The sequence below is a fragment of the Crossiella sp. SN42 genome, assembly GCF_023897065.1.
In the GTDB taxonomy this organism is placed as follows: Bacteria; Actinomycetota; Actinomycetes; order Mycobacteriales; family Pseudonocardiaceae; genus Crossiella.
The window spans coordinates 128,448-141,189 of record NZ_JAMHIV010000001.1 but is presented as its reverse complement, the minus strand read 5'-3'; the positions used below and the strand labels follow the sequence as shown (position 1 = coordinate 141,189).

At 66.1% G+C, this 12,742-nt stretch carries 7 protein-coding genes; all 7 read left to right on the top strand.

What is annotated here, in order from left to right; all coding sequences use genetic code 11:
• Window positions 1-4 precede the first annotated feature (4 nt).
• The 7 genes from M8C13_RS00595 to M8C13_RS00565 all read left to right on the top strand — a co-directional run bounded on the left by M8C13_RS00595 (window position 5) and on the right by M8C13_RS00565 (window position 12,305).
• Window positions 5-877, top strand: a complete 873-nt coding sequence (locus M8C13_RS00595; RefSeq protein WP_252478408.1) for a hypothetical protein — start codon at window positions 5-7, stop codon at window positions 875-877.
• Complete coding sequence (locus tag M8C13_RS00590; protein ID WP_252478407.1) at window positions 874-3,984, top strand: ATP-binding protein; 3,111 nt, start codon at window positions 874-876, stop codon at window positions 3,982-3,984. The genes M8C13_RS00595 and M8C13_RS00590 overlap by 4 nt, the downstream gene beginning before the upstream one ends.
• Window positions 3,977-4,687 (top strand): hypothetical protein, encoded by a 711-nt coding sequence (locus M8C13_RS00585; protein WP_252478406.1) that lies wholly within the window; start codon window positions 3,977-3,979, stop codon window positions 4,685-4,687. Before M8C13_RS00590 ends, M8C13_RS00585 begins: the two co-directional genes overlap by 8 nt.
• Window positions 4,680-9,086 (top strand): protein DpdJ, encoded by a 4,407-nt coding sequence (gene dpdJ / locus M8C13_RS00580; RefSeq protein WP_252478405.1) that lies wholly within the window; start codon window positions 4,680-4,682, stop codon window positions 9,084-9,086. Before M8C13_RS00585 ends, dpdJ begins: the two co-directional genes overlap by 8 nt.
• Window positions 9,083-9,613 (top strand): phospholipase D-like domain-containing protein DpdK, encoded by a 531-nt coding sequence (dpdK, locus tag M8C13_RS00575; protein ID WP_252478404.1) that lies wholly within the window; start codon window positions 9,083-9,085, stop codon window positions 9,611-9,613. Before dpdJ ends, dpdK begins: the two co-directional genes overlap by 4 nt.
• Window positions 9,610-11,787, top strand: coding sequence for a protein DpdD (dpdD, locus tag M8C13_RS00570; protein ID WP_252478403.1), 2,178 nt, complete (start codon window positions 9,610-9,612; stop codon window positions 11,785-11,787). Before dpdK ends, dpdD begins: the two co-directional genes overlap by 4 nt.
• 368 nt (window positions 11,788-12,155) lie before the next feature.
• On the top strand, window positions 12,156-12,305 hold the full coding sequence (locus tag M8C13_RS00565; protein WP_252478402.1) for a hypothetical protein: 150 nt from the start codon (window positions 12,156-12,158) through the stop codon (window positions 12,303-12,305).
• Window positions 12,306-12,742: the final 437 nt, after the last annotated feature.

The following is a 12,742-nucleotide window of genomic DNA, read 5'->3' as shown; positions in this document are numbered from 1 at the left end:
TCTCGTGGACTTCCTCAAGACCCATGTCCGCGCAAGCGCGCAGGCACTACTGATCATCTGTCGCCGACTCGGCTCCCGTCCAGGAGGGCGGACCATCGTCGAGTTGCAACGCGACCTACAGCCGGAACTGCTGGTGCGGCAGAGTAGTCCCAAGGAAACCGCATTGCTGCCCTCGTTGAAGGTGGGGGAGCACCTGGGGATGGTGACCGCGAGCGGGGACTCCCCTGAAGTGTGGTCGCTTGGCCCGAACGCCAACACCGGGCTGTTGGTCGACTCGCCGGAACGAACCAACGCCTTCTATTCGGCCGTATTGCGAGCCATCGGGTCCACTGCGATCGCGGACCTGGAGTCCGGGACGAAGCCCTCGGACGTGGCGATGGGGCTTGCGTGGTGGTGTGCCCTCGACCCGTACGAGCGGCTCCCCACCGCTTGGGCCGAGGCCGAAGCGGTGGTGAAGACCGCGCAGATGGAGTCCGCGATCGGAAACAGTTCCCAGTGGCCGCAGTTCACTCGGTGGGCTAGGACGCTTGGCCTCGTGGCGGCGACCGAGATTGGCCGGAAGCCACTGCTGGCCCCCGATTGCTCCCGTGCGTTGCGCCATGTGTTGCCGGCGCTGCCTCGCCATGCGGAAGCGAACCAGTGGCTCCACCACGCGCAAGAGCTGGTACCGGTACTGAGTCCACGGTTGGCTGCCAGACTCCCGCAGCCCCCTGACACGGCTTATGTCGGTGGTTCTCTCGCGCTCGCGTTGAACAAGCTCGCACACATCAAGAAGATCGAGTTGTTGGCTACTGCGGACGCCACATCCAGTGTGGTCTTGCGGTTGGGTGAGTGGGACCGCGTCGTCAGTCACATCCGGGTCCTGGAGGCAACATGACCACGCTCAAGGGATTCCGCTGCTGGACGGCGGAATCGGTCCGCAGCACTGTCTACTCCGACATCGGCGCGCTGCCCAGTGATGCCGACGCGCTGTTCCTCGCCGCGCACACTCCGATGGTCCTGTCCCACCTGAGTGGAGTGGAGATCGCCGAGGGCGACGGCTCCGAGCGGGACGTGTTGCGGGCGCTACGGGCTGGGTTGGGCGACGTTAATCGCAACACCCTGATCGCGGTGACCGGCGAGTCCGGAGCAGGCAAGAGCCATGTCGTGCGCTGGGTACATGCTCACTGGCCCACGGAACTGGCCAACTGCCACGTCTTGTACGTGCCCCGCGCTGTACAGACCATCCGCGACCTTCTCCGTAGCATCGTCGATGGGCTGCCCACCGCCGGCGGCAGCGAGCTCTTGGCCCGGGTGGAGAACGCGGTTGCCGGAACTAGCCCGGAGCAGTTGCGCGACCGACTGCTGGAGGAAACGCGGTTTGCTCTCACCTGGACACTCGAACCAGAACAGGCCCATCCGGACGAGACGGACGAAGAGCGTGATGCCCGCATCGACCGCAACTTGTTGTTGGGCGTGCCGGACGCAAGCGGCAAGCGCAGACATGGCCTGGCCGATCTGCTGCAGGTGACCAAGGTAAACGAGACGCTCCTGCAGCCCGGCGGAACCCTCGACGTCATCGTCAATTCGCTGCTGGACAAGGTGTCCCGGCGCGACACAGTCGAGTTCCAGCGCAGTGACCTTCCGCTGGGCAAGCCCGGCGTCCGCGGCGCGGTCGCCAAGTTTGATGAGCTGGCCGCACTGTGGGACGTGGTCTCCCACGAGCCCCAGCAAGCGCTGGAAGTGCTCAACCAGGCCGTCCAACACGGTTTGTCCGCGGCCATTGGACTGCGTGCGCCCGATGGCGAGAACCTCGACGACCTTTTCCGCGAGGCCCGCAAAACCCTGCGCAGCAAGGGCAGGGAGTTGGTCCTGCTGTTCGAGGACCTCGCTCAGTTCGGCCTCATCGGCGGTGAGTTGTATGACCAGTTCGCCACCCAGCCAGGCGAGGACATGGCGCCGTTGAGGGCCGTCTTCGCTGTCACGGACGGCCCGTTCAAGAAAATCGTCCGTACGGTCGGCACCCGGATCACCCATCAGTTCGCGGTTTCCGAGGACGCCTTGCCACAGCGTGAGGCATTCATCGCGCGCTACCTCAACCTGGTGCGGTTGGGCAACGACCGGGTCGACACGTTGTGGCGCCGTGCCGATCGGGACGACGACACTTGGCTGCCCAACGCCTGCGACAGTGGTCCGGACGGCGCACCATGCCCGATGCGATCGCGCTGCCACGCTGGATTCGGCACCGTGGAGATCGACGGCCTGGGCCAGGTCGGTCTTTATCCGTACAACGAGGCGGCGCTGAAACGAGCACTGGAGCGACCTACTACTCCGGACAAACCCAGGACGCCGCGCAGTGACATCAACGAGTGCGTTTCCGATACCCTTATTGAGGCGTACGCGCACCTGGGGCGGGGAACCTTCCCGCATGAGCGTGCCTTCACCCGGTTCGACCACCAGCACAAGTTGCCGAAGTCGGCGTTGCTCAACGGTAGGACCGGGGAGGAAGGTGATCGGTATTTCCGAGCCGCGGTGTTGTGGGGCGCCGAGCAACACCCGAATCCCGTGGTGCTGGAGGCCTTCGGCCTAGCGGACAAGTCCGGTTCGGATCCGGTCGAACAGGCGCGGCCTGTTGTCGTTGCGAAGCCAGTTTCGCGTGCCCAACCTGGCGTCGTCCCGACGAACTCGCCGCCGCAAAAGCCGTCGCTGCCGAGCCCGCTCCAATCGCTGTTCCAGTGGGAGACTGGATCACAACTGTCGGATCGGGACGTCAAGATGTATCGCCCCATTCTGTACACACTGGTTCTTGCGCGGCTTGACCTGGATCGTGATCTCGTTCACCGCCGGTCGAGCGGCCTCATCGACGACCTGTTCGGCAACTACTTCAAGCAGACGTCGTTCTACTTCGGTCCTGATGCCTATGGCCAGCGGGCAGGCGCGGGCAGCATCACCTTCACCCTCGAACGCAGTTCCGAGGACGTCAAGGTCCTTGCTGCCGCCAAGTGGTATGCCGACCATGGGCACTGGGATCGGTACAGCGGAAACTGGGAGTGGCCCAGGGGCCTCGAGCCACACGACCTCATGCTCAGCCTGGAGACCCGGCTCGACGACTGGGCCGAGCAGGTTCGCACTGGTTTTCTCGCCAAGGTGCGGGCGAAGGAGCTGGCACGGGCCGCCGTTGGCGTTCGGGCGATCGCGTTGATGTGTTGTGGGGCGGATCCACGGGATCTCACCACCCTGGGGGATGCGCTCGCCGAGGCGGTGCCATTGGGAGTCGCCGATAGCTGGGAAGACGCGGCCGCGGCCGCCCGGGCGCTGTTGGACGACCGCATGATCACTGACATCGTCGCCGGGTTCGCCAGCGCGCGCCAGGGCACAGGCGACCCCCAGTTGGTCGACTTCGTCACGCTCGAGACGGACCTGCTCGATGCCGTTATGGCTCCGACTGCGTTCCTCCGGGCCGTAGTGGAGGACATGCAAGCGATCGTGCCGCAGTTGGCCAAAAACGCAAAGGGCTTGCTTACCGCCATTCAACAGGCCGGGGCCGAACTCATGGAATCGGTCATCGAAGCGCAGGCCACGCTGACCGACGCGCTCGAGGGTGTCAAGCCTCGGGCAGTGGTGGCACCTGCGGAGGAATTGGGTAGGCAAGCAGTGAAAAGTGGGTTCTTCCGGCCCGCCGACGGAAAGAACGCGTTCTTGTCTTCCCTTGAGGTCCTCCGCAGCACTCCGGACCACCTCCCCTTGACCTGGCGTCCGCCGGCCGCGGTCGACGTCCTCGACAACGCCGTCCGCGTCCAGTCTTGGGCCGGCGCGATGATCCGGGCCGCCGAAGCGATGAGAGTGGTCCGCGAGGCCGTGGCGCGGACCGAGGAAGAGTGCCGGCGGAGCACCCCTGAATCCAATGACGTGGAAGAACTGGAACAGCGCGTGCGAACGAAGCTGGACGACCTGAGCCAGTCGTTGCTGGCACTGGGTAATAAGGCGGGTGTCGTCGATGTCTAGCCAGTTGCCTGAGTGGCTCACCCGTGCGACGCAGATGGTGAACCGAGCGAGCGACGAGAAAGCTATGCAGGACCGGATGAACCAGCTGCAGCAGGTGGACATCGACCTGACCAGGTTGACCCGCAGGGTGACCAGGCTGGTTGCGGCCGCCGAGGTCGGCCGGAGCGAGTGGTGGCCAGGCACGAACCTGCCAGATGACGTCTTCAACCTGGTGGCGGCCGTGCGCAAGTCGTTTGAGGACCGTCCGTGGAAGGGGGCGGAGAAGAAACTGGACAGCTTGGTCGGGAGACTCGAGGCCGAGGTGAAGTCGGCGTGGGGCGCTTTTGTCGGCCGGTTGACGGGAAGCAGCGCGAACTTGGGCGGCCTCGTCCACGTGACGAGGGCGGCTCTCGGGCTCGCCGAGATCGCGGCGGAGGTGGAGAGCGCGCTGACCGCCCTGTCCAGGGTGCAAACGGCGCTGCCAGACGAGAAAGCGATGGAGATCGTGGCCACCGCGGCCGCGGCGCTCGACCGGCTGGCGACCCGGCTGCCCGAGGAGGTCCATGCCTTCGTGAACGCCGCGACCCGGAGCGAGGGGGTCGAACTGTCCGCGCTGACCCCAGCGGTAGTGTCCTGGCTCACGGCGAATGGGGTCGCCGGGGAGTTCCGCATTGTCGCGGTCCGGCAGTCCGCAAGTAGGGGGCGAGGGCAGAACCGTGGTTGACGAACAACTCCGACGTGATCTGGACGCGTTGTCGCGGCTGGAACTACGCGAGGCCGAGTTGCTCGCCTGGGGGGCAGTCGGGGCAGAGTGGACTGCCAAGGAGATCCAACAGATTCTCGATGAAACCGAGGCCGACCCAGACGTGCTGGCACGTCTGGAGGAGAAGGCCTTGGTGGTGCGCACGCCGAACCAGGGCTACCGCACTCGCAGCGCTGAGACGGTGCGGCTGATGGCGACGTTGCGCCAAGCGTTCCGTCACGAACGGGTCACCGAAGGCAAGCCCCTCGTGCTCGATCACCGCTTCCTGCACCGGCCACGCCGGCGCCCGAAGCGGGACCTGCCTGCGGACAAGGCGCTCGCTGGCGCCCGCCAGTACCTCGATGAAGCGGGCGAGGCGGTCGCGCGGGCCATCGCGCCACCTCAGATCTCCGGGTTCCAGCAGCGCAGCGCCGAGAACGTGTTGAAGGCCTTGTGCGGGAACGGCCCGGCCGGGGTCATCGTGACGGCCGGAACGGGTAGTGGGAAGACACTGGCGTTCTACCTCCCACTGCTGGCGTGGCTCGCCGACCGGGCAACCAAACAGCGCGCCCCCGGCACGCTCGCCCTGGCTCTGTACCCACGCAATGAACTGCTCAAGGACCAACTGCGCGCTCTGCTGCGGCACCTGGAGACCGCGGCGCACGCGGGCGCGGGGCCGACGCTCAGCGTGGCGACGTGGTTCGGCCCGACCCCAGCGGACGCGCGCAGTGTCAAGTTCGTGTGGCAGCGCAAGGGAAAAGACTACATCTGTCCGTACCTGCGCTGCCTCCACTGCAACAGCGATCTTGTCTGGCGCGGCTCGGACATCTTGGCCAGGCCTGCCCGCGAAAGCCTGCAGTGCACAAACGATGAATGCCGCGCCTGCATTGACGGGGGCTTGCTTCGGCTGACCCGCGACAGCGCACAGCGGAATCCCGCGCATGTCATGTTGACCACCACGGAGTCGCTCAACCGGCAACTGTCGGCACCGGGGAACCTGGTGGCATTCGGTGTGGTGCCCCCTCCGGGGACGGCGGGCGCTGCGCCGCTCGCTGCGGTGTTGCTGGATGAGGTGCACACCTACGAGGGGCCGAGCGGCGCGCAGAACGCCATCCTGTTCCGGAGGCTCAAGCACCGGTTGCGCCGCGACCCGGTCTGGGTCGGGCTCTCCGCTACTCTGCGTGCCCCTGAGTCGTTCCTGGCCCGTTTGGTCAACCTGGCGCCGTCCACAGTGCAAGCGGTGCACCCTCAGCCGAGCGAGATGGAAGTCACCGGCGCTGAGTACCTGGTCGCTCTGCGGCACAACCCGCATTCCCGGACAGGGCCGCTGTCCCTGAGCATCCAGTCGGCCATGGTGCTGGCCCGATGCCTGGACAATCCGGTTCGCGACGCCATGAATCCGGCCCTGTCGTCCGAGGGTGTCTTCGGCAGCAAGGTGTTCGTGTTCACCGACAAGTTGGACAGCACGAACCGGCTGTACTGGGACCTGTACGACGCGGAAGGGCTTGGCATCCCGTCGAGGCAGCCCACTTCCCTGGCACACCTTAGGTCAGCTGAACAGAGCAGGTTGAAGGCAGACCTCCGAGAACCGGAGGCTGCGCGCGAGGAGACAGGGCAGCGGTGGTGGCTCCCCGACATCCTCGGCCATGAGCTCGAGGCCGACCGGTCGCTGAGGATCGGCCGGACCAGTTCGCAGGACCGAGGGGTGGCCACCTCGGCACAGGTCGTGGTGGCCACGGCGACCTTGGAGGTCGGCTTCGACGACGACCAGGTCGGCGCGGTGATCCAGCACAAGGCTCCGCACGACGCCGCGCAGTTCCTGCAGCGCAAGGGGCGCGCCGGCCGAAGCGTGCAGACCCGGCCGTGGACCGTCGTCGTGTTGAGCGACTGGGGCCGTGACCGGCAGGCGTGGGACGCCTATGACGCCATGTTCGACCCCGAGTTGCCGCCGCGCACGATCCCGGTGGAGAACCTCTACGTCCTGCGCATCCAGGCGGTGTACGCGCTGCTGGACTGGCTCGCGATGGAGTTGCGGTACAAGGAGCGGGAGTCGACCTGGACCGACCTCTCAGGTTCCGCGGCCCAACTGTTCCCGAACAACGCCTCCGCACAGGCGGCAACCGAGAAACGTCAGTTGCGACTGCAGGCCGAACTGCGCCAGCTACTGGAGGGCGGCACTAAGCGGAGCATGCTGCGCAGGCACCTGCAGCACGCCCTCGGACTCGGTCACGACGACCTGGCTGAGTCCATCGTTGACACCTTGTTGTGGGATTCGCCTCGCCCTCTGCTGGTCGCGGTCATCCCGACGATGTTGCGCAGGCTCGAGGACAACTGGCAAGGCGAACCGGTCGGCATGGACAACGGTCTGCAAACCCGGACCCCGCTGCGCGATTTCGTTCCAGGCAACCTGTTCGACGACCTGTTGGTGCCGGATGTGGAGTTCACCGTGCCGGGACAGCGCGGGAAGAACGAGGTTGAGCACCTGCCGGCGCTCCGCGCGTTGCGCGAGTTCTGTCCGGGAAACGTGAGCAGGCATTTCGGGGTCCACGCCGACAACAAGCGGCACTGGATCCCGCTGCCGGCTCTGGCCCCCGGCGAACCACGGCGTCGGGTGGATGTGACCACGGCATATCAGGCAAGGTTCGTCGACCGCGTCGACGCGGGTGACACAGCGGTCGATGTCTATTCGCCCGTGAGCGCGACACTCGAAGCAGTCGACCGCGACGTGAAGGACGCGTCGTCGATGACCCCGGACTGGGAGTTCCACGTCAGCAGACTCGGCTCGGGCAATGGGATCCGACTCGGTCGAGGTGCGGAGCGGCTGCTCGCGGAACTGACTGCCCACCTGCACGTTCAGGGTGGCGGCGTGCGCGCGGTCCGGTTCGCGCGTACCGCGCACGGCACCCTGTGGAATCCCACTGCCGAGCCGGTTCAGCTCGAGTTCGGCATCGGCGGTGCCGAGTGGGTACCCGCCGCGATCGGTGTCGACCTGCACTGTGACGCGCTGGAGGCAGTGGTCAAGGTCCCCGTCGAACCCGGCGAGCCCACACCCACGGAACGGACGACTAGGCTCCGGTACGCCGTTCTCGTCGAGGCGGATCTGCCGAAGACTATGACGGTCTTCGACCGCGAGTCGCTGGTGAAGATCCTTGTGGCTGCGGTCATCCACTCCCACGCTGGCGGGCCTGGTCTGCGTGAGAGCGAAGACTGGTCAATCGCGTTGATCTCGGCCGCTGCAACTCTGGGTATCGTCGGGAAGGCGCAAGACGACGCAACGGGCGCGGCGAGCTGGCGGGAGTGGCTCACCGACCACGATGTCGTCGCGGCAGTGCGCGAGGCAGTCGCTGAGGTGCTCGCCGTCGACCGATCGCCTGAGTGGGTTACCTGGTGGCGCCGCACCTACACGGTGACCGCAGCCCACTTGGTTCTGGACGCGTTGGCGGCCTGCTGTCCGGGCATCGATCCTGACGAAGTAATGGTTGACCTAGATCCTGAGCACGACGACCGGTTCTGGCTGTCGGAGCGCTCGCCGGGTGGCACTGGTCAGATCGAGGCATTCCAACGGGCACTGGCGCAGGACCCGAACGCGTTCAGCCGTGCGCTCGAGGACACGATGCTGCCCAGTTCCGTGGAAATCGTCGACGAGCAACTGTCCGCGTTGTTGTGCGCACCGTCACCGGAGGTGTCGGCCAGCCTCGACGCACTGCGCCGAGCCTGGCGCAATGGGCACGAGGCGGTGAGCGATGCCGTGCTAGAGGTTGAGCGGGTCGCCCGGGAGAACGACATCGTGCTCGACGGCCCCGCCCGCTCCGCGTTGAGCACCCGGGTCGCGGGTCCCGGCGCGCACCCGGACCTGGTCTCCCTGCTCAGGTCCTGGTTGGAGTTGCGCGACCAGATCACCGATTCGGCCCAGCTTGCGGTGGACCCGCAGACCTTCGGGGTGCTCGTTGCCGCAGACAAGAGCATCGACGCACTACTGCATCTCGGCACGGAAACCGAGGAGGCCAGGCGGGCCAGGGCGGTGAGCAACGTGCTGTGGCCGTGGGGCAAGGCACCCGGCTCGCCGTCGTCGCTGTACGGGACTGTGCCGGAGATCGCGCCGTACTTGATCCGCGAGCATGTCCGGCTCGCTCCAGACGTCGTCGAACTGTCCACTTGGGACGAGCAGACTCGCGTGTCGGTGCACACACTGCTGGTGGACCTGGGCGAAGTGGTGTTGGCAGTGCGGCAGTCGGAGCGGGACCTGCTCCGATCGGTGCTGCTTGACTTGCAGACCCGGCCGATCGAGGTGGGCGCCCTGCTGGTGCATCCGGTGACCGTCGGGCTGCGCGAGAATACCCACTCTGTCGAGGTCCGCGTGCTGCTGCGGGAGGCGCTGTGAACCGGGTCGTCCGCAAGTCGCGGGTGCAGAGTTCGGTTGAGGTCTTCGACCTGCTGGTCGCCCTGTTCACCGCCGAGTTGGTGCGGCCGAGCAGGTGCCTGTGGTTGGTATCGCCATGGATCAGCAATGTGGACCTGATTGACAACTCGGCAGGCACCTACCCGGTGCTGTCGCGGTTTGGGCGCCGCCCGGTCCGGCTCGCCGAGATCGTGATCACGCTCGCCGCGCGAGGCACTCACGTGGTCGTCGGCACCACGACCGACAAGCACAACGAGGCGTTCGAGTACCAGGTACGGACGCTGGCTGAAGACCTCGACGTCGCGCACAGAGTGACGATTGACAAGGCCTCGCCCCGGACCAGGCACACGAAGGCGGTGACCGGAGACGACTATGCACTGGCCGGGAGCATGAACATCACGTTCAACGGCATCCACATCCTGGAAGAGGACGTGGAGCTGAAGACCGACCCGGCCTACGTCGCGCAAGCCAGGATGGACGCGTACAGCCGGTTCGGAGGGCTTCTGTGATCAGTGTGGACGAACTGCGCCAGTGCGCGGGCGATCTCAGCGTGTACAAGGCCTTCCAAGACAGCTTCGAAGTGTTGATCGAAGAGCAACTCCGCAAACTCACCGGGGCGCCCGGTGAGTGGGTAGTCATGCCTCTGCATGAGCGCGAGCCCCAGGGCTTCTACCTGGTGTCGGCCGATCTCGAGGGACAGCGCCGCGGCCGGGAGGTGCTCGATGCGTTTCTCGGACCGACAACGGCGGCGTTGGCGAGCACTCGGCTGGGCAAGCTGCAATCGATCGACCTACAACTCGTGGCCGCTGGGGCAAGACACCTGACTTACGTTCACCGGGTCGCTGAACAACAGAAGCTGGTGGATCGGGTCCGGACCGCAGTGTCGACCGTCGTGTCGAATGACGCCCGGCCGCGACCCACCCTGGTTCCCCACCTGCACAGGCTCCGGGATTTTCGCCTCGCCTTGCTGCAGCACAACGCAGCGGAGGCAAGCGCCGCGCTGGCGGATCTCCGGCTCAGCGGGCAGTTGAGCGCGGAGAACTTGCGGTTCCTCACGGTCGAATTGCACGGACGCCTCGGCCGCTGGTCGGAGCTGCGGCAATTGCCCTACTTCCGCGACCTGCTCAAGGCCCGCAGGCCGCGTGCGATCAACGAACTCCTGCTGGAGATGATCTGGCAGGTCGACATCTCCGCGGTAGGCGCCGATCGGTCGCTGACAGAGATCGCCGCCGAGGCCGACCTGATTTCACAGTTCGGCACGGTGATCGGCGCTGTGGACGTGCCCGGTGGCGCGCTCGGCCGCAAGGTCGCGGTGATTGCTGCGGCCACGGCGGGCGACGAGCGGCGACTCGCCCGGATCCTTGAGGCGACAACCCTTGATGAACGCCAGGACCTCGAACGATTGCTGGCACGGCACAAGGCCACGCAGCCCAGTGCGAGTCCGGACGCGAACCTGCACGAACTGCTTGCTGGTGGCCAGTTCAGCAACGTCATCCACACGTATCTCAAGAACCCAGAACCGGGCACCTCCATCGCGGCGGTGCACGCTGTCTTGGATAGCAACGACACTGAGCATGCGGCGGCGGTGCTCACGGAGGTTGAGCGTTTCCGCGCAGCAGGTCGGTTGCCCGCGTTGACGCGTCGCACCAAGCAGGACCTCGATAGCTTGCGAGGGCTCATCGAGTCCACTTGTTCGGATTGGGGTGCGTGGCTGCGTCGAGTGGCGGTCGGTCCCTGGCCGGATGCCGAGCGCGTCCTGCGGGCCAGCCACCATGACTGGCCCGAGTTGACGACGCTTACTGCTGCCGAGGCCGAACGGGCTGCGGAAGATCTGCTCGATGCAGCCACGGTCACTAATCAGGAGCGAGTCGTCGCTGCACTTGACCTACTTTGCCTGGCGGCGGCACGCGCGACGGCCAGTCCACATCTGGCGCAGTTCTGCGAACTGGTGCTCGATGTGCTCGCGAGTCAGCAGAACGTGAGCGGACCGGTCCGTCACGCCTACCTGGACCTGCTCGGCAACATCCTGAAGAGCGGCCCGTCCCCCGAGCGCTACGCGAACGCGGTGCAGGGCGCGGGCAAGTTGTGGGCGAAGATCGCTGCCCCCAGCGTGGTTGACTGGGCTATCGATCTGGTTGACCTGCTGATGGATACCTCGGCGCCGGAACGCGGAGCGTTGATCAGCGTCGTCAGCGCCGTACTTGGGCAGATCCGGGACTTCCCCGCGGAACGGCTGAGCCTGCGGCAACGAACCGAGATCGACCACTTGGCTGAGCACGCGGGCCTACCCACGACGTCGGCTCCCGTACCGATCAGCGGAGCCGACACCATTTGGTCGAACCTTGCCGCACGCGAGATCGGTATCTACACCCTTCAGGCTGGGGCCGTCGGTCACTTCCGCGAGCGACTGCAGCGGATGCAGGTTCCTAAGACAGTGACAGTGACCGGCAACAGCGACAAGGTAGCGACCCCAACGTTGCGAGCACTGGTCGCCCGCGCCGATTACATGATCGTGGACACCTGGCACGCCGCCCACGCCGCAACCGATGCGATCGACGAGGTGTTGCCGCGCGATCAGCAACTTCTCCCGCAGGGCCGTGGTGTGTCTGGATATATCCGGGTATTGGAGGATGCGCTGTCGCGGCAGGTCATGAGCTCTCGGGGGCATCCAGAGACTTCTTGACCATCGTCAGGGGGGAGTCACCTTGGCCGGTGGCGCTCGGCGTCCTCCCACCGCGGGTAGCCCTCAGTGAGTGTGTTGTAGAGCGCCAATTCCGGGTATGTGGACCGTCCACTGTGGTCAGGGCAGTGGGCGCGTTTGCTGTTCGCCGCGATGGCAGCTCATAGTCACACCTATCCCTCGGTGTCAATCGCACTGGCCGCGGTCCGCGCCGGTCATGAGGTCGTCTTCGCCGCGGGCACGCGCTGGGTGCGGTGATGACCCAGCGGTGAGCCGACGACCTGGCTGCCCCGCTCCCGGCTGGTGACCGCCGGGAGTTCGGCCGTCCCTGCTGTCAGCATCGCGCGGACGGCCGCTGGTGTACCTGAACGTTGGGGACCGCCTTTGTCGCGATCGAGGTGCTGCGGCGATGCGTGGACGGACTGGTGAAGCTGTCCGTCGTCGCGCTCGGCTCGACCGGGCCTGCCGTGCCGGCCGCGGCGCTAGGTGCGGTGCCGGACAGGGCGCGGGTGGTGTCCTGACGCGCTATGGGCGAGCGTGCCACGGCTGCTCCAGTCGAAGGGGGCGGTGCAGTTCATCAACGCCGAGGCTGTGCTGGTTGTCGGCGTGGGCAGTCGCCTGTCGCCGACTAGATCGAAGCCATCCCCGGACCATGTTATTGACGAACTGACCGGCGCCCGCTCGCCGGTTTGCGCCAACCGTTTGGCTGAATCCCCGCCAACGTCGGTACCGCCGGGCTTTCCGGCAATCCCGCGATCGGTGGGTTCGAGGGCGGACAGCGCGACGGTCGCCGCCGTAGACCTGGCCTGAGCAGCGGTTCCGTCTCGGCCACCGGTCGCCGGATTCGTCGAAAAGAACAGGCCGAACGGGGGGTATGCAGAAGTATGCATATGTGAACGAATAGGCGGGCATGGAAATTCGGAAAAGGTCCTTCTTGGGCCTCTTTCCAGCATTGCCG